Below are 23,573 nucleotides of genomic sequence, written 5' to 3'. Positions count from 1 at the left end.
ATTTCTATAGTTGTAATGCTTTTCTTGATTTAAAGTCTATTCCTTTGTAGTACATATCCGCTACGAGCAGGTTCGGTCCACAACAGGCAGCGGCATCACAATGACAGTTCACAGTCTGATTCAACGGATGCTCATTCAGCCATTCACCAAAAATATCGTCCAGACTGTCTTCCTGAATGTTGCCGAAAGCCGGAATGTCTGCAAAATCCGTCACATACACGCTACCCGTGAACATATTCACATTCACACGGTTTCTTCCGTCTGGATCATTACGCACCGTAATATTCGGTTCCTGACGCAAGCGGCGAAGCAGTTTGCGGTCTTCTTCCCGGTCCGAACAAGCAAAGAACGGTAATGTGCCAAACAACATCCACATGTCCTGATTACGTACATCCAGCAGCTTATGGATAGAGTTCCGCATGTCGTCGAGTGAAAGCACAGGCAAAGCAGAGGCAAAATTTGACGCATACATTGGATGAACCTCATGCCGTCGGCATCCCATTTCGTTGATCAACTGATGAATGCCCTCCAGCTTCGTGTGTGTCCGATAATTAATCATGGATTCAGCTGAAATGAACATTCCCATTTCACTTAATCTGCAGGCATTCTCGATCATTTTTTCATACAGGCGAACAGCACCCGCACGTGGGGTCGGCCGGCCTGTATTTGCAAAACCCACTTCATAAAAATCGTCCGCATTCAAATAGTTAAACGAAATATGCATCACATCTAGATAAGGAAGCATCTTCTCATATCTGCGAATATCTAACGTCAGATTGGAGTTGATTTGCGAGCGAATACCGCGCTCTTTGGCGTATTTCAACAGTGGAACGATCACTTCATCCACTGTTTTATCGAGCAAAGCAGGTTCCCCGCCTGTAATACTGATGGTCTCCAGATGCTCGACTTCATCCAGACGCTTCAGCATTAGGTCTAACGGAAGGAAAGGGGCCTCCTTCATAACCAGCATGTCGCCAACAGCGCAATGCTCACAGCGCATATTACACAGATGCGTTACGGTCATTTCCACACTCGTAAGCAAATGACGACCATGTGTACGCAATGAGACAATCGGGTCCCACGGATCATAGGTTGGCGATATTTGGGGTAGCGTGTTATTTTGTAGAACTGTCATTATGTTTTCACCTTATTTCTGTTATTAACCTCAAAAGACGTATAATTATCATATCATGATGTGTAAAGTGTCTGCATGCTTTCTTCCACATCATCTGCTAATCTACGTGTACTCCTCCGAAAGGGGCCACAGTAGCACCCAATGTATTTGTAATCATAACCGAGAGGGATATGGACAAATCCACATCATAAGGTGCTTTCACTTCCTGCCCATCCCGGTCCCTTACAATGCGAATGACGGGTCTTTGCGGGATTTTGGAATGTATACGCACCACGACCCCCTCTTCCCCCGTGTTGAGCACCACAGAGAGTCCCAAGGGGTAAATAGCCACACAGTCACGAAAGGCTTCTAGCATTCGCTGCTCATATAACGTTCCTGCCCCGGCGTACAGCACTTCCATCGCCTCATAAGGCAACAAAGCCTGCTTATATATCCGACTTGCTGTCATTGCGTCGTACGAGTCTGCCAGGCCGATCCATTTCGCATATTCGTGGATCTGGTCCTTTTTCCAACCGTGTGGGTATCCGCTGCCGTCAATACGCTCATGATGCTGTAATGCACAATGAGCCGACAACAAGGGAATTCCAGGTTCGTCTTTAAGCAGCTTGTAGCCGATCACCGTGTGTGTTTTCATATGCTCATATTCCTCGTCGGTCAATTTGCCCGGCTTATAGAGTACTTGAGGTGAAATTTTCATTTTACCGATATCGTGCAGTAGTGAACCTATTCCCAACTCCATCAGCTGATTGTTATCGTAGCCGTTGGAAATTCCCAGTACAAGTGAATATAGACATACGTTCAAAGAATGATGATACAAATCCTGATCTGCGGCCCCAATATCCATCAACATAATGACGGCGTCCTGCCGGCCTCCAATATCGTCCAGAATAGATTCCATCACCTTATAAAATGACTTGCCAAAATATTTGTGCTTATGATCTACGGAGTAGGATGACAACCCTTGAAATTGCTTTTTGATTTCCTGTAGCGCCGCCGCCCTTGTCTGTTCATGGATCATCTCAGGAATGACGATATCTTCTGTCACAGCATCCTCAATGTATACATATCCAATACCGACTTGGCCTAGACGTTCAATCAATCGCGAAGTAAGCTCAACACCTTCCGAGAGCAGCACCATTCCATTTTCATTGTATATTTTTTTGCCCAGCTTCATGCCGGCTCTCAATAATGTAACAGGTACCAGTCGCAGCTTAATCCTCTCCCGATTGTTTTGATACCTGAAGCCACCTAGCTGCAAAACATTCTTCCATCGCGCCCGGACGCTTCAACTCCATTTCAATCAAATCCCGTAAAAATTCTGGAAGCATAAATCGGAGATCTGTTCCGTTCGCAAGCACCTCATAACCTGCTTTGAAAGTGAACATATCCAACGTGCCCACTGTGTATTCCTCATGCTCTTCCAAAGGTTGACCTGCTACACGAATGTCCGTTACTTTTTCATAAGGAGCACGGCCAGGGTCATACTGAATAGCCAAGCCTTCCACACACATCGTACCAAGCACTTTGCCTCTGAAGCCAAAGCCCGTCATAGGCTTGTCCGCAAATTCAGGCAGCAAAGACTGCTCCAGCGCCAACCGAATATCGCTCCCCCGCAACTTCATAACACAGGCATTAATCGGTGAAGGGCATAAGGAATGCAGGATTCCTTTACTGATATCCCCTTGAGGTAATGGGCCGAGCAGTTGTCCCGCATTGACGAGGGCAATTTCTGTTCCTGTAAAATGGGACACTGATTGTGCCAGCATATTCCCGAAAGGGGATTCCTGATCATATGCGATCTCCAGTTTCCGATCCGTCACAGCAACCGTGCTCTCCATGGCGCGCTCTGCTTGTCTGCGATGCACCACAATGGCCGATGCCACTTTTTCGTCCAGTATTGTCAGATCCACAGGAACTACACCGCCTGACGTGACTCGAAACGGTTCGAGGCTATTGTTACGACTTAGCGTCACTTCACCCAGCAGCGTTCCGAACTTACCCGCCCCACATAAAGCTGTTTTCCCGATCCAAAGCGGTTCCTCCAGCACGTGATGGGTGTGACCTCCAAGGATAACGTCAATCTCAGGAAATTGCGACGCTAACTTTTTATCGGAAGGTAGACCCAGGTGCGACATCACGACCAAAACATCAACCTGCTTTCTCAGTGCCGCGATCTGCTTCCCCAGCACATCAAACGGATTGAGCACATCCCAGCCCAGCAATTGATAATACTCTACAAAAGGAGCCGTCACACCGAGTAAACCGACCTTGATTCCTGCTTTGTCTACGATAAGGGATTCCTTCATCCACGCAGGACTCATCCCTGTGGCACACTCAGTCATATTGCCACATATGACCGGACAATGAATGCCCGCATATGCCTGTTCAATCATATCCGGGGTAAAAGTCAGTCCCTCATTGTTACCGATCGTAATGGCATCATATCCTGTTAGATTCATCACATCCACATTTGCCCCACCTAGCGTTCCTTCCGTTTCGGGGGCCATCCGGTCCATGTGGTCTCCTATGTCAAGCACAAGTAGCGCATCCCCTAATGCAGCTCTTCGTTCATTAATCATCGCGGCTATCGAAGGCATACTGCCAAAATGACTATGGATATCATTGGTATGCAAAATGGTCAACGTTTGCCGAGTCGTCATCTCCATAACCGCCCTCCTCTATATTTTATATATCGACTTTGGAGCTTCTAATGTTTAAGCATATCATGTTATTTAGCAATATGGTACATATGGGTGGACATAGTCCTTAAGCTTCGCTGTAGTCTCTGGGCAATCTCATATTACAAACATAGTGAAAAGTATTGACGTTATCTATTGTAGGTATCTGATAGGAATTGGGTTCCTGGGACCTATTTTACAGCTTGGAATAATAGTAAATTAGTCGTTGTCATCCCATATAATTCTTGATATATTAAGTTTGTTTCGTATTTTCGACAAATTTACGACAATAAGGAGGTTAGCGCATGAGAGTACACGTTACCGATGCCAAGCCAGGAGATCGCCTCAAATCCGATACATACAATGGGCACGGTGTGCCTGTCATGGTTCAGGGCACCGAGCTACAGCATGACGATATTTCCAAGCTCATTATGCACGGTGTCGATTATATCGACATTGATGCCGGTTCTGCGAGCATTCCGGTTGACTTTGCCCCCGATGTTCCAGCTTCCCCCGAGTCCCTCAAACGTGCCGTTCCTCTCATGGAGCAGACGATCAGTGGCTTTGAAAGTATGTTTCTCGAAGCTTCCTCAACTGGCAAATTTGATGAATATCGAGTTGATGAGCTGTTCGGCCCTCTCGTTTCAGAGCTAGCTCGTCAAAAAGATGTCGTATCTCTGCTGTTAATTATGGAACGGGGAGATCACTATACCTATAATCATTCTCTCCAAGTAGGCGTACTGTCATATTACATTGCCACATGGCTTGGGTATACGGAAGAAGAAGCATATGCCGCCGGTAAAGCTGGATATTTACATGATATAGGCAAGTCCATGATACCCGATGAAATTTTGAACAAACCGGATAAACTGACACCTGAAGAATTTCATGAAATGAAGAAACATTCGCTATATGGCTATGATATTATTCGCAATTCAACCAGCGATGAGATTTCTGCAATTGTCGCCTTACAGCATCATGAGCGTGAAGATGGAAGTGGATATCCCCATGGTCTGTTCAAGGAAGAAATTCATCCTTTTGCCAGCATAACAGCTATTGCCGACGTGTATAGCGCGATGATTTCCAATCGTGTGTATCAGACGAAGCAGGAGCTACTCACCGTATTACGCGAGCTGCACAGCATGAGTTTTGGACATCTAAACCCAGAAGCTACCCAAGTGTTCATCAGACACATGCTTCCTAATTTCATTAATAAGCAGGTTCTGTTGACTACAGGTCAGACAGGAACGATCATTCTGAACAATCCTGCTGATTACTTCAGACCCTTAGTAAGAATTAACGATGATGAATATGTAGATTTGTCTAGGGAACGCCATGTATCCATTGATGAAATTTATTTGGAATCCTGATCCGCTACTGCCTCCCGGCGTTACTTCGGTGGAACGAAATGTTTTGCCGAAGCACAGACTACGCGAATAAAAAGAGACTGTCCTTGATTCGTAGGTTCTTCTACGAAGGACAGCCTCTTTTTAAGTTACGGATATTAACCTTGTTACTATCTTTATTTATGGTTTAATCCTAAGTGGTAAGATCGTGTAGCCCTGGACTATGTTCATTAGGCAATTCGGGCATATACGGAAGAGGAAAACCCTCAGGAGGATCTATTACACTCAAATCCCCACCGTTTCTGCTTGGAGTTTGCCCATTGAATATTTCCCCAATACGGGTAGAATCCAATCGAAAATTAAACTGCGCATTGTGAAAGCCCATCTCAACATACTTCCGGCATTCTGGATACTTGTTAATATCGTAATTTGGAACCGGGAACAATTTTCCCCAATCAACTCCAAGTGTCTCTAATGCTTTGGCAAACGCGTTTTGATGAGCATTATCCCTCACAATCAAAAAAGCCAACGTTTCCCGGAATGTTTTGTTCGAGCTCATTTCGTAAATTCGGGATTTTTGCAGGACCCCTGTAGATTCGAGTACGAGATTATCAAGCAAATCACTAACCAGATTCCCATGGGAATAAACATAACTACCTAGCCAAGGATTCCCACTTGCATCAACAGGTAAGGAACTTTGGGCTCCCATAATAAAATGATGAGGATTTGCGTGTTTTATCGCCTCATCTAAAGGAGCATGATCCATTCCCGCATCGCCGGCTTGATCTGCGCCTGAGCCAGTCAGAAGTTGATTTATAGTATGTTGGACCAGTTCAACATGACTAAGCTCCTCTAGAAAAACTCCTCGTATCAAATCCCTGTACTGCACAGCATTACCACGAAAATTATTACTTTGAAAGAAAAACTGCATCATAGTACGCATTTCTCCGAATCGACCACCTAACACTTCTTGAATCACTTTAGCAGCAGCAGGATCGGGCTTATCGGGTACTATTAAGTTAATTAAATCTTCCTTATAAAAATACAATTCAAATACCCTCCTTAGACTCTTCATTTTAAAGTGAAACATAGGCTTCCCTCTTTAATAATTTATATACAAACCAAACAAACAGAAAGTTAAATATAAAGACCCGTATCGATTTTTGTGATGCTGCTCCTCGTTTTATTACATCTTGAAAAGGTTAAATACAGTTAGAATTCACTAAGCTGCTTTAGCTATAGGAGGAGTAAATATGTTTAGACATCAAAAAGAGTTGCAGTTTGAAGTGAAAGTAGAGCGCCCTGATCCTCTTTTTGCCCGGCAGGTACAAGAAGTTTTGGGAGGGCAATTTGGAGAAATGACCGTAATGATGCAATATTTATTTCAAGGGTTTAACTGTCGCGGTGATGAAAAATATAAAGATATGCTGATGGATATTGGAACTGAAGAAGTAGGGCATGTGGAGATGCTGTGTGCTTTAATTAGTCAACTACTTGATGGAGCTAAACCAGAAGATCAAGAACAAGCTGCAAAAGACCCTGTTACAGCTGCCATAATGGGGGGAATTAACCCACAGCATTTGCTGGTCAGCGGTCTAGGCGGATTGCCTACTAATTCAAATGGAGTTCCATGGAACGGCTCTTATATCGTCGCAAGTGGCAACCTTTTGGCAGATATGCGATCCAATTTGCACGCAGAGAGTCAGGGTCGATTGCAGGTAGCAAGGCTATATCATATGACACAAGATGAAAGCGTCAGAGCTACACTACGGAAAATGCTAGCGCGTGACCGCTATCACCAGTATCAGTGGATGGCGGCAATCCAAGAATTAGAAGAGAAAAACGGTGTTGTGGTTCCGGCTTCTTTTCCCCCTGAGGCAGAACAAGAGTCTCAGCCTGAAGCTTATGAGTTTTGGAATTTGTCTGAGGGCGAAGAATCTAGTGAAGGTTTGTGGGCAACAGGGAGTGCGCCGGATGGAACCGGGAGCTATGTATACATCTCAAAACCAGTTGCCAAAGGACAAATCTATAATGCCAAAATACCAGCAACCGAGTTACATCATGACTTAGACCATAAAACTTCAGATAAATAAACAAGTGGCAGACGAGCTGTCCCAACATTAAAGAATTGCTTATTGGTGACACTGACCATAAAAATGTTACAAAAAATATATACTTAATATTCGAATAAGGCGGCTTATCATAAGGCATAAAATCATAGCCGATCATAAATCATGAAGTACAGAATTATGTAAGTCTAAAAGCCCTGCCGACCAATTATGGTTAGCAGAGCTTTTTGATTTCAAAGACGATGCTCTCATTCTGTATGAGCAGATGTCTATAACAATCATTTGTGTTACCTCAGCTTCGGTCAAACCACCGTTCATTAAATAAGAGGTGCCTGAATCAATGTTGCAAAATTAAACTGGTGTACATGACCATCATTTAATGTAGTTTGGCCCGTAACAAAGTGTACATGCTTACCATTTCCGACTGGAATAGCGGGCCCTGTTCTAATCCTTCTCAGATTATGAAAATGGTTCACGAAATCAGTTTTCGTAAGATCAATTTCATGGACATGACTTCTTCCAACTCGAATCGCTTGCCCAGTAACACCTGCAAAGCGGTGGTTATGTCGGTCTGCACCTTCTTCGGCCAGTTTGGTGCTACCTTCAAATTCATGTACATGTCTCTGTGTCTGCTTAGAAGAGAGGGTTTTCTTCTTCACTCCAGCTTTATTCTTCTGCATCTGTTGGCATGCCTCCTTATGTTTATGTCACTCACAACATCCTATTAAGCAAACATACATAAGTGCTAGGCAACTATCTGCAGTCCTAAGCATAATTTTTTTTTGTAGTAGAAAGAAGGCTTATGGACTTAGGTATCACAGAAAAAACAAAAGAAGACGAACTTAAAAAGTTCGTCTCCTATACTAGCAGGAAATCCGAGTCGGCATAAAATCGGCATGACTCGGATTTAACAAGCTTAAGATTACTTCAAAAACTCGTGACACCAAGGGTTAATGGATTTTAACCAATACTGCCTTCCATCTCGAACTTGATCAAACGATTCATCTCTACCGCATATTCCATCGGCAGTTCTTTTGTGAATGGCTCAATAAAGCCCATAACGATCATTTGCGTTGCCTCTGCTTCAGTCAAACCACGGCTCATCAGATAGAACAGCTGATCTTCCGATACCTTGGAAACCGTTGCTTCGTGCTCAAGCGTGATGTCATCATTCATGATTTCATTATAAGGAATAGTATCTGAGGTTGATTGATTATCCAAAATCAACGTATCACACTTGATATTGGATTTTGCACCTTGAGCCTGACGACCGAATGAAGCTAATCCGCGATACGTTACTTTACCGCCATGCTTACTGATCGACTTGGATACAATGGTGGACGTGGTGTCTGGTGCTAAGTGGATCATTTTCGCACCTGCATCCTGATGCTGGCCTTTGCCTGCAACAGCGATGGACAAGACCATCCCTTTCGCTCCACGGCCCTTCAATACAACGGCTGGATACTTCATCGTCAACTTGGAACCGATGTTACCATCGACCCATTCCATCGTTGCATTTTCTTCTGCAACCGCACGTTTGGTTACCAGGTTATAAATGTTTGGTGCCCAGTTCTGGATCGTTGTATAACGAACGCGTGCGTTCTTCTTACAAATAATTTCGACTACGGCACTATGCAGCGAGTTCGTGCTGTAAATCGGAGCCGTACAGCCTTCTACATAGTGCACAAAGCTGTCTTCGTCAGCAATTATGAGCGTACGCTCAAATTGACCCATGTTTTCCGAGTTGATACGGAAGTAAGCCTGCAATGGAACTTCACATTTCACACCTTTTGGTACATAGATGAAGCTCCCGCCTGACCATACCGCACTGTTCAGTGCTGCAAACTTATTGTCCGCAGGAGGTACAACTGTTGCAAAATACTCTTTCAGAATCTCAGGATGCTCACGCAACGCCGTATCGGTATCCATGAAAATAACGCCCTGATCTTCCAGTTCCTTTTGCATACTGTGGTAGACAACCTCGGATTCATACTGTGCGGATACACCAGCCAAAAACTTTTGCTCCGCCTCGGGAATACCCAGTTTATCAAAGGTTTCTTTAATTTCCGTAGGAACCTCTTCCCACGTCTTCCCTTGTTTCTCGGAAGGTCTTACATAGTACTGGATATCGTTGAAATCCAGTTCATCCATATCTCCGCCCCAGTTTGGCATTGGCATTTTTTCAAACTGCTTTAGTGCCTTCAGACGGAACTCCAGCATCCATTCTGGCTCATCCTTAATTTTGGAGATTTCCTTTACGATTTCCGGAGTGAGACCCTTACCTGTTTGGAAAATGGACTTGTGCTCGTCACGAAAGCCGTATTTATACTCTTCCATTTCCGGTGCTTTCTTGGCCATGTTTCTCAAACCTCCTCTGTTCTATTTAAATTATTTATCTTCATCAATCCCTTTGCGCAGCGCGTTCCAAGCCAGTGTCGCACATTTGATGCGGGCCGGGAACTTATTTACGCCTGACAAAGCTTCCAATTCTTCATAATCATCAAATTCGACGGCTTCCCCCTTCATTAAAGAAGAGAAGCGGCTTGCCATATCCAATGCCTGATCAATCGTTTTTCCTTTGACTGCTTCTGTCATCATCGAAGCTGAGGACATACTAATCGAGCAGCCTTCACCAGTAAAACGGGCATCTTCGACCACGCCGTCTTTCGTTTTGAGTTGAAGGGAAATCCGGTCACCACACGTAGGATTATTCAAATCCACCGTAACGGCATCATCCTCAAAACGTCCGCGATTGCGCGGATTTTTATAATGATCCATAATCACGCGTCGGTACAAGTCATCAAGTTGCATCGCCAAAATACTCCTTTGTTTGGATTAAGGCGCTGACCAGAGCGTCGACTTCTTCTTCCGTGTTATAGAGATAAAAGCTGGCACGTGCAGTTGCACTGGCTTTCAGCCAGCGCATCAATGGCTGGCAGCAATGATGTCCCGCACGTACAGCCACCCCTTTGCTATCCAGTACAGTAGCTACATCATGCGGATGCACATCATCCAGGTTGAATGTTACGAGCCCAACATGACGTTCTGCCGGTCCGTATATCGTCAACCCCTCCACTTCACGGAGACGTTTGAGGGCATAGTTGGACAAACGGCTCTCATGCTGTGCAATGGCGTCCATTCCGATGCTTTCCAGAAAATCAATAGCAGCTCCCAAACCAACAGCTCCAGCGATAATCGGAGTTCCACCTTCGAATTTCCAAGGCAGCTCCTTCCATGTGGATTCATACAATCCCACATCGTCGATCATTTCCCCGCCGAACTCAATGGGCTCCATATTTTCCAGCAGCGCCTTCTTGCCGTACAGTGCCCCGATCCCAGTAGGCGCACACATTTTGTGACCCGAAAAGGCATAAAAGTCAGCATCGATGTCTTGCACGTCTACTTTCATATGTGGTGTGCTTTGTGCACCGTCTATAACGATAACTGCGCCTGTGCGATGCGCAATAGCTGCAATCTCTTTGACAGGGTTCACAACACCAAGCACATTGGAGACATGCGCAATCGCTACAATTTTGGTGTTTTCTGTAATAGTATTCTCCACATCAGCAAGATCAACGCTACCATCCTCTTGAAGTGGAATATATTTTAAAGTTGCGCCTGTGGCTTTGGCTACCTGTTGCCACGGAATCAGATTACTGTGATGCTCCATTTGTGTGATGACAATTTCATCACCCTCCTTACAGTTAGCTCTACCATAAGAAGAAGCCACCAGATTCAGCGCCGTTGTTGTTCCGCGTGTAAAAATAATTTCCTGACTGCGCTTGGCATTCAGAAAGCGAGCTACCTTCTCCCGCGCACCTTCATAAGCATCCGTCGCCCGGCTACCCAAGGTATGCACACCACGGTGAACATTTGAGTTATCATATTCGTAGTAGTGCTTGATCGCCTCGATGACCGCCAGCGGTTTTTGCGAAGTAGCCGCATTATCCAAATAAACCAGCGGATGACCGTTAATCTCCTGATGTAAAATCGGGAATTGTTCACGGATCAATGCAGTATTCATTGGCCTAACTTCCTTTCAACAAGGCTTTGCAGCTGATGTTGAAGTCCTTCGAGCGGAATCTCAGATACGACAGGTGCCAAGAAGCCATAAATAATCAGACGCTCAGCTTCTGCACGGCTAATCCCGCGGGACATCAAGTAATACACTTGTTCACGGTTAACCTGACCAACCGATGCTGCGTGACCTGCTGTTACATCATCTTCATCAATCAGCAGGATTGGGTTAGCGTCACCACGAGCTTTCGGGCTGAGCATCAGAACACGTTCTGTTTGCTGACCATCTGCTTTGGTAGCACCTTTTTCAATTTTTGTAATTCCGTTAATGATGGAAGACGCTTCTTCACGCATCACTGCGCGCGTAATCATCTGACTGGCGGAATTTTTGCCGAAATGCTGTGCTTGTGTCGTATAGTTCAGCTTTTGTGAGCCGGAACCTACAGCAATGATCTTGGCATCCGAATTGGAGCCATTGCCTTTGAGCACGGACATGGTATTGCTTGCTGTATTGCCGTTGTTCATTTCGCCCACAATCCATTCGATAGCTGCGTCATTTCCCAACGTGGCACGACGAATTGAAATGTCCGTTACTTGCTCTCCAAACTGATGGACTGTCGCATAGCGAACTTTAGCCCCTGCATTTGCAACAACTTCTACCGCACCGTTATGAAGAACAGGTGCCGCCAAATCCGCAGATACATAGTTGTCTACGTACGTCACGGAACTATGACTTTCGACAATAAGCAGCACATGCGGCGCAAACGTTGCAGTCGCATCGTCTGTCAGGAATACAGCTTGAAGCGGAACGTTCAGTTCTACATTTTTAGGCACATAAGCAAATACTCCACCGTTCCAGAGTGCTGCGTGCAATGCAGATAATGAATTCTCTTCTGCCTTAATCACTGTGTTCAGATGAGCTTTAACCAAATCAGCATGCTCTTTAACGGCTGTTTGCAAATCCGTGAAAATGACGCCTTGCGCCGCCAATTCCTCGCTCAGCTTCACGTATACCGCGCCGGAGTTGCGCTGAATAATCAGACCGCCCTCCTGTTGCTCTTTGACAAGATCAGCAATGGCTGCAGGAACCTGCCCTACCGATGCAATGACCTCGCTCTGTTTATGTTGACCGTAATCGTTTAATTTCCAACGTTCGATTTTTGTTTTTTCAAATACCGGAAGCTCCAGTTTGCCTGCAAGCTCAAGTGCTTTTTGTCTGTCTTCAGCCAGCCAAGATGGTTCGCCGTTACGTTCGGACAGAACACGCAGTTGCTCGGAATCTACCGGAAGGATTGTTTGTGTTGTCATTAGTTTTCCTCCTCGCTTCCGGCTTACGCCTCTTGTCCTACAGTTTCATCAACGATACCCAGCTCTTCCTTGATCCAGTCGTAACCGTCCGCTTCCAGACGCTCAGCAAGCTCAGGACCCCCGGATTTAACGATACGTCCTTGCATCATTACATGTACATAATCTGGTTTAACGTAGTTTAACAGACGTTGGTAGTGAGTAATCACGAGGAAACCACGATCTTCGGAACGCATAGCGTTCACACCGTTAGCCACGATTCTCAAAGCATCGATATCTAGACCGGAGTCGATTTCATCAAGAATGACAATTTTCGGATCAATCATCATCATTTGCAAAATTTCATTCCGTTTTTTCTCACCACCAGAGAAGCCTTCGTTCAGGTAACGGTGAGCAAACTCAGGGTTCATTTCAAGCTCTTTCATTTTGCTTTCCATTTGACGGATAAACTTAATCAAGGAGATTTCTTGTCCTTCTTCACGGCGCGCGTTGATCGCACTACGCAAAAAGTCGGAGTTCGTTACCCCTGCAATTTCACTCGGGTACTGCATCGCCAAGAACAATCCTGCACGTGCACGCTCATCCACTTCCATATCCAGCACGTCTTCTCCATCCAAAGTTACTTTACCATCTGTGACTTCATATTTTGGATGACCCATCAAAGCAGACGCAAGTGTACTTTTACCCGTACCGTTAGGACCCATGATGGCATGGATTTCTCCGCCCTTCATTTCGAGGTTAATACCTTTCAAAATTTCCTTGCCTTCAATGGTCGCTTTGAGACCTTCAATCTTAAAGTTTGTAGCCATATTCGCAATACCCTCCAAAAAATGTAGTGTGGTGTCGAAATCAGAAAGTATATTTAAACAGGGGAGCCCCCTGATTTCAAGTAATATTTAAAAATTTATTTATAATCATTCTAAACTGATTCTCAATGATTCTCAAGTTATTTTATAATAAATATCTTGAAGGGTGCAACCAACAGACACACGTTATCCAACTTTCTTCATAAAATGTTCACCCTACCAAGCACACAAATGGCAAAATACATCCTGCGAATGTTTATATAATTATAAATTTGTACAAAAAACACGAGGTGCATGATCTCTTTTCAGCCATAAAAACGCTACTGACAGCATGACGTCAGTAGCGTTTTACATGTAAAAAGTTTATTTCAAAGCGTAATCCCATCACTACAATTAGCCCAAATAAGAGCGAAGCATCCACATATGTTTCTCCAGATCCGCTTTATAGCCGATCAGCAAATCTGCAGTTGGCTGGTCGGAATTGCTTTCCGCCAGTTCAATACCTTCCTGAAACTCCTCGCATACCGTTGCAAAATCCTCGATCAAGGTTTGTACCATCTTGGGAGCATCTTCGTTGCCGGTTGCTTCCTGAATCGACGACAGCTCCAGGTACTCCTTCAATGTTGCGGAAGGTGAACCTTTCAACGCGAGCAAACGCTCGGCGATCTCATCCATTTTCAATGTCACTTCATTGTATAACTCTTCAAATTTAACATGGAGTGTGTAGAAACTGGAGCCTTTCACATACCAGTGATAGTTATGAATTTTTACATATAACACATTGAGGTTAGCGACTTGACGGTTTAAAAGTTCCTCCACCGATTTGGTTTGCGTATTTTTCGAGTTACTTGTTGTTTTAGCCATCATAAATCCCTTCCTTTTTCATCAAATTGATTTTCAGGAACGTTTACGTATCCATCACCGTCATTGCTGACGGTAAGACGCCAGCGGGCATCCTAATCACCTGCCGGACGTCTGTTTCATACTTACCCTCTCTATACGGAAACGAAACAAAAAGAAGAGTTCTCCTTTCTCCCTCTTTCGATCCTCCATAAAAAAAATGTACAAAACTTCAATGATTTTCGTTATACTTTCTCTATCCTATCAAAATACTTGGTTTAATATTGTGATATTCCCAGACTATTTACATGTGCACAATTTATGGAGGTGACTTCGTTGTCCCAATATCATCCTTTAACGACTGAAGAAGCAATCGAATTCGTGAAGAACATCCCCGGATTTTTTAGTCAGGAAGCTCGTCTGGAATGCCGGGAAATCGGTGATGGTAACCTAAATCTGGTTTTTCATATTACGGATTCTGAATCTAACAAGAGTATCATTGCCAAGCAGGCACTTCCTTATGTAAAAATTGTGGGTGAATCCTGGCCGCTCTCACTGGATCGTGCCCGTATTGAACGCGAGGCCCTTCAGCAGGAGCACCACATTTGCCCCGAATTGGTTCCTGCGATACTGGCGTATGACGATGAGCTTGCATTGACCGTGATGGAGGATCTTAGCTCCCACACCATCATGCGCAAGGGGCTAATAGAAGGAAACACATATCCATATTTCGCTAATCATATTGGGGAGTTTCTGGCACGCACGCTCTTCTTCACCTCAGATTTGGGCATGAATCAGCAGGATAAAAAAGACCTAGTCAAACGTTTTATTAACCCGGATCTCTGCAAAATAACTGAGGATCTGATTCTGGATGAACCGTATCGGTTCTCAGATAATAACAACTATGGTGCGTACATCGAAGACGAAGCAGAGGCACTCCGTACAGATCAAGCGCTTCATCTGGAAGTGGCTTTGCTGCGAGAAAAGTTTTTGACACGAACCGAAGCGCTTCTGCACGGTGACCTTCATACTGGTAGCATTTTTGTAACGACCGAATCGACTAAAGTCATTGATCCTGAATTTGCCTACTACGGACCCATGGGCTTTGATATCGGAGCGGTGATCGCCAATCTGCTGTTGAACTACGCTGCACAGCCCGGATGGACCTCTGGTGAGAAGGCTCTAAAAGAAAGGCGCGACTGGGTTCTGGAGACTGCCATTCAGGTATGGGAGCAGTTTGAGCGTAGGTTCCGCAAACTGTGGGACGAGCATGTCACCGATCATATGGCACGTACAGCGGGATATCAGGACTTGTATCTCCAGAAAGTACTGCAAGATACGATTGGTTTTGCAGGGTGCAAAGTGATCCGCCGTATCATCAGCCTGTCGCATGTGGCAGATATCGAGACAATAGCCGATCCTGACCTCAAGGAAGCTGCGGAACGTCTGGCGTTATCTATCGGTAAATCCTTGGTTCTTCGCAATCGCGGGCTTCATTCGATTCGGGAACTGGGAGACATTGTTCGGACAGCAACAGCTGCCCAAACTAAAGGAGCTTAATGAATATGAGTGAAAAGAAAGAAGCGGCCCCCGTAACCTCCGGGAAAGCTGCAGTGTCCGGTCAGGCTCTATCTTCGTTGGTGTGGAAAGGCAACCGCTTGTCCATGTTGGATCAGCGTCTGCTACCCGAAACGATTGTCATGCTGGATTTATTCACGGCCGAGGAAGTATGGGATGGCATACATGCCATGAAAGTACGTGGTGCGCCCGCCATCGGGATGGCTGCGGCCTACGGCGTTGTGCTAGGAGCTACCGCCTACGACGACACCGACGCTGCTGGGTGGCTGCAGCATGTACACGACGTGTGCGGACATTTGGCTACTTCACGCCCGACGGCAGTGAACCTGTTCTGGGCCCTGGACCGCATGAAGAAGCGAGCCGGCGAACTCCTTGCTGATGCTAGCGTGGGCCAGATCGAAGACTGGAATGCCGGGCTGGAGCGTGAAGCCACAGCCATTCAGGCAGAGGATGAGGAAGTATGCCGCCAGATCGGCATCCATGCTTTACCTCTGTTCGAGGACGGAATGGGCGTACTCACTCACTGCAATGCAGGCGGATTGGCGACAGCCAGATACGGAACAGCGCTCGCGCCCATGTACCTTGCGCATGAGAACGGCATCCATCTCAAAGTATTTACCGACGAAACCCGTCCCGTGCTGCAGGGAGCGCGCCTGACCGCTTTCGAGCTTCAGCAGGCAGGCATTGATGTCACCCTCCTCTGTGACAATATGGCGGGCATGGTGATGTCCAAAGGATGGGTACAGGCCGTTATTGTCGGCACAGATAGAGTCGCTGCTAATGGCGATGTCGCCAACAAAATCGGCACCTATAGTCTAGCTGTGCTAGCGAAGGCGCATGGCATTCCTTTTTATGTCGCTTCACCACTATCTACCATTGATTTGCAGACCGCAACAGGCGCAGATATTCCGATTGAGGAACGTTCTGCGGAGGAAGTTACCGAAAGCTTTGGTAAACGGACCGCCCCGAAGGGCATCAAAGTCTACAATCCAGCTTTCGATGTTACACCTCATGAGTACATTACCGCCATCATTACCGAAAAAGGGATTGTCCAAGCACCCTTTAACGACAACCTCCCCGCTTTGTTTGCCGATTAATCGTTCTTGCAGATCATACCGTTCGTATAAAGCCGAATAGTCTGCTCGATAGAGTGTAACTTTTCATAGAAAAAAACCGGAGCCAAAAAGTCCGGTTTTTTTCGGTTCTTGTTCCTCTACTTTTATGCAACATATGCACATAGGCTTCACTACACCAGTTTCAATAGTGCTTCATAGCCTGGCATCCCTGGTTTAATTCCAAGTTGCTCGGCTTCTGTTGTCACTGACTCCATCGGCGCTTCCAACAGTTCCTTTAGTGTTTTTACCCCCACAGCTCGTGCGGCCAGGATTTTCCGATCCGCCAGCCGTTCATTGAGCAATCCAACATCCAGCGCACCACACATGATGTAACCACGGGAGTTAGAGATCGTCAACAGCGTTGTTTTAGGCAGTTTGACCTCGACTCCGATAAATGTATGCTCACCCACTTGAATGGGTTCCATGTGTATCATGGTTATTACATGCACCTCCTCTTTGTTCATCCGGGATATTTTATGCGGCATTTGCGGGTGAGTGTGGACGCCCGTGGATACATTCAAAATATTAGGAGGGGAATGTATGTACAGCAAAATAGACGATATCAAAAAGACCAGACGTATTTTTTCTCATCTAGTCTCGGTGATCATCGTTAACGGTCTGGGTTACGCTTTATTCAAACTTTTTTAAGTACTGTGGCGGCACAAGGTCGGCAAGCCAAACACCGTGGTTGGCTTTATAAAACTTCACTTGATTAGCCAATGCCTTTTCTGTATCTACTTCAAGGATCACCAGTTCCCCACGTCTTTTACCTGCCAGAATTGCAAACTCAAGGGCTTCAGACAGATGTACATACTTTCTGCCCATTGGCTTAATTCCTTCAGTAAAAATGTTATGGATTACCTTTGTGTTTGTACCGTGATAGAGAATGGTTGGTGGAGTGGCCTCCTTATAATCCAATCTGCCTGCACTGTGCCCATAATTAGCTCTTATGTACCCATTAACAATCTCATATCTTTGTTTTGGACAATGGCTTACTACTTGCTTGATATCCGACTCGCTTACGTCAGACCATCTATTCTCTGATCTTATTCCTTGAATCAGGTCTTGAATGTCACAATAACCCTCATGGTCTAGCTCAAGACCAAACTGTTCTGGTGTATGCCTAAGAATCTTACTCATAAATTTACTAAGGCTCTCTTCTTGTTTTGGCGTTAACATGATATGCTCCTTCTAAAATCGTCTCTTAATTCTAGGGTGGATAAAAATTTTCCTCTTTAATCAGATAGATTGCAATGAAAAAAGCTTACTCTCATTTTATTATCAATGGAGCAAGCTCGGTTCGTATTCCTGAAGCTACTTTATGATTCAAATGTCATCTTGTCAGGAAATATACCACCTTCTTTAACGAAGCAACGTGCCATCCGCTGTGCAGCCCTATCAAAATAAAATTTGTTTGAATGATTCGAATCTGGTAAAGGTTCAATTTCAGAGAACAGCTTAGTATCCTTGTTTAATTGAATTTTCCCCATAGTGTGTTCGTTTGGACCATATTTATAAATAACTACTGTATCATCTTCATGTTCTTTAAAAAGTAAAACAAATGCTCCCATTATAAAATCTCCTCTATTCTATTTCCCATGGACGACCCGACCTTACCGCAGCGTTATGAGCAGTCTCATAGTCTGTTTTAAATATACCCTCAAATCTAGATTCAAACAATTCATGGTTAAGCAAATCCATATCTTTTTCTGTTTGTATCCCTTTTTGTAATCTATCCCATGCTTGAGCTATTTCGTAATCAGAATGAAATCTGCCATAACCACTTGATTTTATGTGTTCTTTTATGAAAACGTGTTCTTTGATTCTTTGAATCCTACTTTCCTTCATTCCAGAATTCTCAGCTATTGCTCTTACATCACTATCTGAAGCTCTGATTTGATCATACATCTCATCTGCTTCAGCTTCTCTACGAAAATATTCATCAATTGAAAGATCGTTTCTCCCACCTGTTTGTACTTCTGTTTTAGATTCAGATTCTATTGAATTCCGTAAGCTGGAACTCGTATTATTCTTCGGAATCTCATACTGAATAGATGGTTTCAAACCAATTTTAGGCTTAATAACTGAGCTGACTCCTCCAAACAATCCTGCTGTACCAATCATATTAGCCCAATGTTCCTTTGACCACGCATTGGTAGGATTAAATGCGCCCTGAATCATACCCGTTATTCCAAATGTACTGAAATTGAGCATGTCATTCCACGAATCGTTTTGTTTAGCTGCTCGTTCCATGTACCCTTGATACATTCCTTTTGGAATACCATACGACATATAATCTAAGAAGCTCCAAACCGAATCAAACTTTTTCTCATAACGTACTGAATTAGCATCTACAAAATCCTGACCTAGTTCAGTTAAGCTATCTACCGATTTCTGGAATGCATTTCGTGTATCTGGAGCAGGAACAGCACATGAATTCGGTGGAGGTGGTAAACAACTTGCATCAATGTTACCTGTTTCCATCAGATCTGCTAATCTGAATTTATCTGCATGGTGACGTAACTCCCTAGCAATAGAATCCATCAGGGTAACAAAGTCATTCATATTCTTCTGAGAGGTCTGGAAGGAATAGTAAAAGTGCTCTTTAGTCAGTCCTTCCCACAATTGTCCCATAGATGAAATTTGTTTTACTAAATTGCTATTCACTTGAGTTGCCGTTTGCTGTGCTAACTCAAACTGCTTGGAGATAGTCATAAGTTGCTCAGGCGTCACTTTAATAGTTGTCATAGGTTAGTTACCTCTAGTCATGAATTCGTTATGACATAGTAACACTATTCCGATTTATGGAAAATGAACTTAATTCCTAATTGTTATATGAAGGATTAACCTTTCTACCTACGTCTAAAGACTTAAAACGTGCCATGATCTTCAACCATATCTTGCAACCCAGGGATAAGCGTAAGGAGTTTTTTGTAGTTTCTTAGTTGCTGAGTTGTTATATTTAACTCATGTGCAATATCAGCCTGTGTTTTTTGCTGACCAAAATTATTTTGCTCAGCACTTTCATATGTATGCTGATTATTCCCTTCTAGATTGGCGCTCCCATCCCTCACTCCAGATTCTTTCCAACTCAACACAAATCAAAAAGGCTAGACGGAATATCCATCTAGCCACCTACAACACTTCATTATCTGAGTTGAATTTAAATAGATAATTCCAGCCCGCCAAGCCGTCTAATTATATCAAAACTATTACACAGTTTATTGTATACAAGATTAATCTATAACTTTTTTCTTCTTTTAATTACGAAAAAAATGCCACCAATAATTGCTAACCCTGCAATAGAAAATAGTGACACTTTTTCTGTGCTGATTTTGCTTGTAATGAGCTGCGAAGTAGTCGAGTTTAGATTAGATGGACTCCCCCCAGAGATCAGTTCATCTGAATCATTTTTTTCAGAAGCTTCTTGCCGAGCCTTCTCATTGGCAGATAGAAACTCTACAAACTCCTGTAAATTGTATACTTTCAATGGCTTAAATTCCATGTATACGCTCTCTCTAAGAGGAACCACAACTTCCTTCCCATCTATATCAGAAATTAGAGCAACCGTAGCCAGTCGATCATCATATATCAGTTTGCTGCTTTCATCGTAGCCAATCAATTTCTTTGCTTCTTCGAATTGACTCGGAAACTCAAGATCACTATAAGCTGATCGTATTCTTTTCCCATCTTCTGAAAAAACAATACCATTATTTTGTTGTCCACTTTTTATGGAAAATAAGTACCCTTTAGATTTTAAAATGTCATTAGCTCTATCTGTATTCCCTGATCTAACAGCTTTAGAATTAACAGTGTAAACCTTAAAACCTTCATCAAGAGTTAAATTTTCCGCTTCTTTAGTAGTTGTTATTTTAAATCCTGTATTCTTTCTAATATCATCTTTGAAATTCCCCAAATCCTTTTCAATAGACTGCTCAACTTCTTTCGGAACCTCATTTGCCGCTAAGACGGTTATAGGTAACAATAAGATACAAGAAAACGCAATACCAATTATTTTTTTATACATTTTATCAGTCCTCCTTAGTCTCGTTTTAATTAACATAAATTTCGTTTATAGTGCTGTACCAACTAAAATCTCTATTATTAACAAATCCATCATAGTAATCTATTTTATCCATCTTCTCACCAACGGCAGGGTCTTTGTAATATACTTTTTGAAATCCTAAATTTGTATTATCGGAATATCCATTTATTAGATACATATGTCCAAGATCAGAGTCGTCCTTCCACACGATATGTGCTAATTGCGGTTGATTTCTTTTTATTTGAGAGATAATAGTTCCAAAGGGTATCGGCTCTTTATCAATTGTAGAGTTCAACCCCCCATATGCTAACGCGCTTTTTACTTCCTTATCCGTGCCTCCCTTATTTACGAGGCTACCTTTAATATATTTTACAATTTGAGATTGAGTTTTATTTCCACCTAAATGTTCTATAGCCATCTGTGAAGTAGCAGCCCAGCACCAATTAGATTTCTCTTGTTTATGCGAAGGCACAGGAAGAGATTTGTAATCTATGTAACTAGGTGTGATTTTGTCTGAATTGATCTCTTGGGCTGATGTTAATGGAGCGATAGCACTAAGTGCTAATACCCCCATAAGCACAAATGCTGTCATTTTTATTTTTTTCATGTAATGACACTTCCTTTTTTCTTATTTGGAATACAATACAATAATAATACAGAAAATACAATAATATAACATTTTATTCAACATTATTGCAAAAATAGTAAGTCAGCACTATATTAATCATTTTCCTGTAAGTGTTAAAATATCAACAATTTTAATAAAACAGTATCCTGCTACTTCCTTAATTACGCACAACGTTGAAGGTATCCCATCCTTTGACGTAAACCGTCGTCCCTTTTCATAATGCACCTCCTTCTTCAAACCCTCGTCTTGGTTAATAATGGATTAGTTCACAAAAAAAGTTTTAACAAATCATAAAGAAGACCTACTTTAGTTGTAGGTCTTGGAATAGAACATTATTTAATAATAGAATTTTTGAGGTTCCCCTGCGTTGGCCTATTGGGTTCCGTAATTAAACCTATTTCAGGGGTGCAGTTTTAACGAATTTTCAAATCAATTCGTATTTAAGCTCCTCCATGTGTTGCAAAGACTTGAAATCCTCCATCATGACTATCCAGATAAATAGGTACAGCTAAGGTGAACAAAAAGCTACTAACAACGATCAACATTACCACTTTTTTCAACATTGTTTAACCACACCTTTTCAATGAGATTGTAAAACTCTGTTTTGGTTTCAGATACCGCATGGGCTTTGAAACGCACAAACAACCCCATACAATTTATAAAATATGTCTCATTATTTAGTATATGCGCTTTTACCATTGCACAAAACAAATGATTAAAGCCATCATTGTGCATCCCATGATCTAAATAATAATAAGCCAATTCATATCCACAAAGTGCAGAGTATTCCGGTATTACTTGCTGGGTATACATATCATCTGATGATGGTCGCTGAGATAAAGACGCAATCTCTGTTTCAAATCGTTTAAGTATATCGTTTAAATCAAGCTCATAACGGTTAGCCGCCGTCATTATGTTAAGTAGTTGAGTTACCCTATCTTCTTGAATCGTATCTGATGAGTCATCAATAAAGTTTAGATATTCATGAAGCACACTCACATCACCAGATAAAAGCCTATATGCAAGTATGTTAGCTTGTGACCAATGTTTAAACAAGCCAATCCAGTGCTGGGTATCCTCATCGGTCTCTCTAACCCAATCTAAATTGGAGTAGGCATATGTATAGTGTAATGCCTGCTCATAATTACCCTGCTCTTCACATGCATTAGCACAGAGCAAGTCTGCATAAGCAATGTACACAAACAAGGGACGACTTAGCTTGTCGCTAGATTCGATCTGTTCTCGGCTGTTCTGTTGATGGTTCAGTGTACATTGTATTTCGGCTTTAGCTCTCATTTTCCTCGCCATCTCATCAACCTTATCCCATTTACGCAATGATCTGTACACGTTAGCCAAATCCTTCAATGCGTCAAGCTGGTCTATTTCATCTAGTCTTTCGACAAAAGCTTCAAATACGGCTGCCGCCCCAACATTTTGATTTTGATCGTCATTAATCTGAATTTTAAAAATACGATATTGGCAGATTGCCAGGCGTTCAGAATGTTGATATCTCTCCGCTTCAGCTACCCCCTCATAAAGTATCAATGCCGCTTCTAGTCGTCCCTGCGACAACAATTCTTCCGCTATTTCAAATAGCTTGGGTGAATAGAGTAGATTGTCCATGATGGCTCCCACTACTCGACGGATCGCATCCAACTTGTCCAACTCCGCACAGCGATACAAAAACGGCTCGATTCGCCTCATATTTGGAGGATGATCAATGATGTAATTTTCTATAAACAATTCATAAAAGTGACCCTCTGGTAAGCCCATAGCTTCAGTAATACGATCGAGCTGGTTAATAGACATAGATTTATTACCTGTTACAATGCTACTTATTATTCCCCTATTCATCCCTGTAATTTGTCCAAATTCCGATAGGTTTAAGCCTTCTTGTTTAAGATATTGTTCCAATTCTGCTCTAATCGTGGGTGTAATTTTCATCGATAAACCACCCTTTCAATGTAGACTCACAATACGATGCATAGTAAAAATTATTATGTAGTTGTGA

General features: G+C 43.3%; 23 protein-coding genes. 4 read left to right on the top strand and 19 right to left on the bottom strand.

Going from position 1 to position 23,573, the window contains the following annotated elements; all coding sequences use genetic code 11:
• Window positions 1–4: 4 nt before the first annotated feature.
• The 3 genes from yfkAB to MHH57_RS08030 form a co-directional block, all read right to left on the bottom strand.
• The gene (gene yfkAB, locus MHH57_RS08040) at window positions 5–1,135 is read right to left on the bottom strand and encodes a radical SAM/CxCxxxxC motif protein YfkAB (protein WP_340884910.1); all 1,131 of its coding nucleotides are present in this window, start codon (window positions 1,133–1,135) and stop codon (window positions 5–7) included.
• Window positions 1,136–1,232: 97 nt separating this feature from the next.
• A complete protein-coding gene (locus MHH57_RS08035) occupies window positions 1,233–2,393 on the bottom strand; it encodes an HD-GYP domain-containing protein (RefSeq protein ID WP_069011214.1) in 1,161 nt (386 codons plus the stop codon).
• Window positions 2,347–3,801, bottom strand: a complete 1,455-nt coding sequence (locus MHH57_RS08030; RefSeq protein ID WP_069011215.1) for a bifunctional UDP-sugar hydrolase/5'-nucleotidase — start codon at window positions 3,799–3,801, stop codon at window positions 2,347–2,349. Before MHH57_RS08030 ends, MHH57_RS08035 begins: the two co-directional genes overlap by 47 nt.
• 317 nt (window positions 3,802–4,118) lie before the next feature.
• On the opposite strand from MHH57_RS08030, the gene MHH57_RS08025 reads away from it, so the two are divergent.
• A complete protein-coding gene (locus tag MHH57_RS08025; RefSeq protein WP_029516590.1) occupies window positions 4,119–5,183 on the top strand; it encodes an HD-GYP domain-containing protein in 1,065 nt (354 codons plus the stop codon).
• A gap of 169 nt (window positions 5,184–5,352) precedes the next feature.
• Here the strand turns inward: MHH57_RS08025 and MHH57_RS08020 are convergent, their stop codons facing one another.
• The gene (locus tag MHH57_RS08020; RefSeq protein ID WP_029516589.1) at window positions 5,353–6,207 is read right to left on the bottom strand and encodes a manganese catalase family protein; all 855 of its coding nucleotides are present in this window, start codon (window positions 6,205–6,207) and stop codon (window positions 5,353–5,355) included.
• 205 nt (window positions 6,208–6,412) lie between these two features.
• On the opposite strand from MHH57_RS08020, the gene MHH57_RS08015 reads away from it, so the two are divergent.
• Window positions 6,413–7,252: a manganese catalase family protein gene (locus MHH57_RS08015; RefSeq protein ID WP_029516588.1), complete on the top strand. Its 840-nt coding sequence runs from the start codon at window positions 6,413–6,415 to the stop codon at window positions 7,250–7,252.
• Window positions 7,253–7,545: 293 nt separating this feature from the next.
• Here MHH57_RS08015 and MHH57_RS08010 read toward each other — a convergent pair whose 3' ends face one another.
• From MHH57_RS08010 to MHH57_RS07980, 7 genes are all read right to left on the bottom strand, one after another.
• Complete coding sequence (locus MHH57_RS08010) at window positions 7,546–7,908, bottom strand: YmaF family protein (RefSeq protein WP_029516587.1); 363 nt, start codon at window positions 7,906–7,908, stop codon at window positions 7,546–7,548.
• Window positions 7,909–8,188: 280 nt separating this feature from the next.
• Window positions 8,189–9,586: a Fe-S cluster assembly protein SufB gene (gene sufB / locus MHH57_RS08005; RefSeq protein ID WP_013309556.1), complete on the bottom strand. Its 1,398-nt coding sequence runs from the start codon at window positions 9,584–9,586 to the stop codon at window positions 8,189–8,191.
• A gap of 30 nt (window positions 9,587–9,616) precedes the next feature.
• Window positions 9,617–10,039 (bottom strand): Fe-S cluster assembly sulfur transfer protein SufU, encoded by a 423-nt coding sequence (sufU, locus tag MHH57_RS08000; protein ID WP_013309555.1) that lies wholly within the window; start codon window positions 10,037–10,039, stop codon window positions 9,617–9,619.
• On the bottom strand, window positions 10,029–11,252 hold the full coding sequence (locus tag MHH57_RS07995) for a cysteine desulfurase (protein ID WP_165145264.1): 1,224 nt from the start codon (window positions 11,250–11,252) through the stop codon (window positions 10,029–10,031). The genes sufU and MHH57_RS07995 overlap by 11 nt, the downstream gene beginning before the upstream one ends.
• Complete coding sequence (gene sufD / locus MHH57_RS07990; RefSeq protein WP_025719242.1) at window positions 11,249–12,553, bottom strand: Fe-S cluster assembly protein SufD; 1,305 nt, start codon at window positions 12,551–12,553, stop codon at window positions 11,249–11,251. Before sufD ends, MHH57_RS07995 begins: the two co-directional genes overlap by 4 nt.
• 23 nt (window positions 12,554–12,576) lie before the next feature.
• Window positions 12,577–13,359 carry a Fe-S cluster assembly ATPase SufC gene (gene sufC / locus MHH57_RS07985; RefSeq protein ID WP_029516585.1) on the bottom strand — a complete coding sequence of 261 codons (783 nt, stop codon included), beginning with the start codon at window positions 13,357–13,359 and terminating at the stop codon, window positions 12,577–12,579.
• Between the two features lie 390 nt (window positions 13,360–13,749).
• A complete protein-coding gene (locus tag MHH57_RS07980) occupies window positions 13,750–14,220 on the bottom strand; it encodes a Dps family protein (RefSeq protein ID WP_013309551.1) in 471 nt (156 codons plus the stop codon).
• A 312-nt stretch (window positions 14,221–14,532) separates the two neighbouring features.
• On the opposite strand from MHH57_RS07980, the gene mtnK reads away from it, so the two are divergent.
• Window positions 14,533–15,756 carry an S-methyl-5-thioribose kinase gene (gene mtnK / locus MHH57_RS07975; RefSeq protein ID WP_069012770.1) on the top strand — a complete coding sequence of 408 codons (1,224 nt, stop codon included), beginning with the start codon at window positions 14,533–14,535 and terminating at the stop codon, window positions 15,754–15,756.
• 5 nt (window positions 15,757–15,761) lie between these two features.
• Entirely contained in the window at window positions 15,762–16,871 is a 1,110-nt protein-coding gene (gene mtnA / locus MHH57_RS07970; protein ID WP_342435008.1) for an S-methyl-5-thioribose-1-phosphate isomerase, read from the top strand.
• Between the two features lie 149 nt (window positions 16,872–17,020).
• Here mtnA and MHH57_RS07965 read toward each other — a convergent pair whose 3' ends face one another.
• From MHH57_RS07965 to MHH57_RS07930, 8 genes are all read right to left on the bottom strand, one after another.
• The gene (locus tag MHH57_RS07965; RefSeq protein WP_017425931.1) at window positions 17,021–17,323 is read right to left on the bottom strand and encodes a DUF1805 domain-containing protein; all 303 of its coding nucleotides are present in this window, start codon (window positions 17,321–17,323) and stop codon (window positions 17,021–17,023) included.
• Window positions 17,324–17,519: 196 nt separating this feature from the next.
• Entirely contained in the window at window positions 17,520–18,068 is a 549-nt protein-coding gene (locus MHH57_RS07960; RefSeq protein WP_069012772.1) for an RNA 2'-phosphotransferase, read from the bottom strand.
• Window positions 18,069–18,208: 140 nt separating this feature from the next.
• Entirely contained in the window at window positions 18,209–18,460 is a 252-nt protein-coding gene (locus tag MHH57_RS07955; RefSeq protein ID WP_029516580.1) for a hypothetical protein, read from the bottom strand.
• A 13-nt stretch (window positions 18,461–18,473) separates the two neighbouring features.
• On the bottom strand, window positions 18,474–19,637 hold the full coding sequence (locus MHH57_RS07950; RefSeq protein ID WP_165145185.1) for a WXG100 family type VII secretion target: 1,164 nt from the start codon (window positions 19,635–19,637) through the stop codon (window positions 18,474–18,476).
• 122 nt (window positions 19,638–19,759) lie between these two features.
• On the bottom strand, window positions 19,760–19,987 hold the full coding sequence (locus MHH57_RS07945; protein ID WP_029516579.1) for a hypothetical protein: 228 nt from the start codon (window positions 19,985–19,987) through the stop codon (window positions 19,760–19,762).
• A gap of 143 nt (window positions 19,988–20,130) precedes the next feature.
• Complete coding sequence (locus MHH57_RS07940) at window positions 20,131–20,916, bottom strand: LPXTG cell wall anchor domain-containing protein (RefSeq protein ID WP_230584968.1); 786 nt, start codon at window positions 20,914–20,916, stop codon at window positions 20,131–20,133.
• A gap of 25 nt (window positions 20,917–20,941) precedes the next feature.
• Window positions 20,942–21,541, bottom strand: a complete 600-nt coding sequence (locus tag MHH57_RS07935) for a papain-like cysteine protease family protein (protein ID WP_029516577.1) — start codon at window positions 21,539–21,541, stop codon at window positions 20,942–20,944.
• A gap of 549 nt (window positions 21,542–22,090) precedes the next feature.
• Window positions 22,091–23,506 (bottom strand): helix-turn-helix transcriptional regulator, encoded by a 1,416-nt coding sequence (locus tag MHH57_RS07930; RefSeq protein ID WP_209949841.1) that lies wholly within the window; start codon window positions 23,504–23,506, stop codon window positions 22,091–22,093.
• Window positions 23,507–23,573 lie beyond the last annotated feature (67 nt).

The sequence above is a fragment of the Paenibacillus sp. FSL H7-0442 genome (assembly GCF_038593105.1).
Classification (GTDB): Bacteria; Bacillota; Bacilli; order Paenibacillales; family Paenibacillaceae; genus Paenibacillus; species Paenibacillus polymyxa_D.
Note: the sequence above shows the minus strand (reverse complement) of the source record. Positions and strands in the feature narration are given on the sequence as shown.

Excerpts from the sequence above, each read along its gene's own strand:
- yfkAB (WP_340884910.1), bottom strand. The coding sequence starts at position 1,135 with ATGACAGTTCTACAAAATAACACGCTACCCCAAATATCGCCAACCTAT.
- MHH57_RS08030 (WP_069011215.1), bottom strand. The coding sequence starts at position 3,801 with ATGGAGATGACGACTCGGCAAACGTTGACCATTTTGCATACCAATGAT.
- MHH57_RS08025 (WP_029516590.1), top strand. The coding sequence starts at position 4,119 with ATGAGAGTACACGTTACCGATGCCAAGCCAGGAGATCGCCTCAAATCC.
- MHH57_RS08015 (WP_029516588.1), top strand. The coding sequence starts at position 6,413 with ATGTTTAGACATCAAAAAGAGTTGCAGTTTGAAGTGAAAGTAGAGCGC.
- MHH57_RS08010 (WP_029516587.1), bottom strand. The coding sequence starts at position 7,908 with ATGCAGAAGAATAAAGCTGGAGTGAAGAAGAAAACCCTCTCTTCTAAG.
- sufB (WP_013309556.1), bottom strand. The coding sequence starts at position 9,586 with ATGGCCAAGAAAGCACCGGAAATGGAAGAGTATAAATACGGCTTTCGT.
- sufU (WP_013309555.1), bottom strand. The coding sequence starts at position 10,039 with ATGCAACTTGATGACTTGTACCGACGCGTGATTATGGATCATTATAAA.
- MHH57_RS07995 (WP_165145264.1), bottom strand. The coding sequence starts at position 11,252 with ATGAATACTGCATTGATCCGTGAACAATTCCCGATTTTACATCAGGAG.
- sufD (WP_025719242.1), bottom strand. The coding sequence starts at position 12,553 with ATGACAACACAAACAATCCTTCCGGTAGATTCCGAGCAACTGCGTGTT.
- sufC (WP_029516585.1), bottom strand. The coding sequence starts at position 13,359 with ATGGCTACAAACTTTAAGATTGAAGGTCTCAAAGCGACCATTGAAGGC.
- MHH57_RS07980 (WP_013309551.1), bottom strand. The coding sequence starts at position 14,220 with ATGGCTAAAACAACAAGTAACTCGAAAAATACGCAAACCAAATCGGTG.
- mtnA (WP_342435008.1), top strand. The coding sequence starts at position 15,762 with ATGAGTGAAAAGAAAGAAGCGGCCCCCGTAACCTCCGGGAAAGCTGCA.
- MHH57_RS07965 (WP_017425931.1), bottom strand. The coding sequence starts at position 17,323 with ATGATACACATGGAACCCATTCAAGTGGGTGAGCATACATTTATCGGA.
- MHH57_RS07960 (WP_069012772.1), bottom strand. The coding sequence starts at position 18,068 with ATGTTAACGCCAAAACAAGAAGAGAGCCTTAGTAAATTTATGAGTAAG.
- MHH57_RS07955 (WP_029516580.1), bottom strand. The coding sequence starts at position 18,460 with ATGGGAGCATTTGTTTTACTTTTTAAAGAACATGAAGATGATACAGTA.
- MHH57_RS07950 (WP_165145185.1), bottom strand. The coding sequence starts at position 19,637 with ATGACAACTATTAAAGTGACGCCTGAGCAACTTATGACTATCTCCAAG.
- MHH57_RS07940 (WP_230584968.1), bottom strand. The coding sequence starts at position 20,916 with ATGTATAAAAAAATAATTGGTATTGCGTTTTCTTGTATCTTATTGTTA.
- MHH57_RS07935 (WP_029516577.1), bottom strand. The coding sequence starts at position 21,541 with ATGAAAAAAATAAAAATGACAGCATTTGTGCTTATGGGGGTATTAGCA.
- MHH57_RS07930 (WP_209949841.1), bottom strand. The coding sequence starts at position 23,506 with ATGAAAATTACACCCACGATTAGAGCAGAATTGGAACAATATCTTAAA.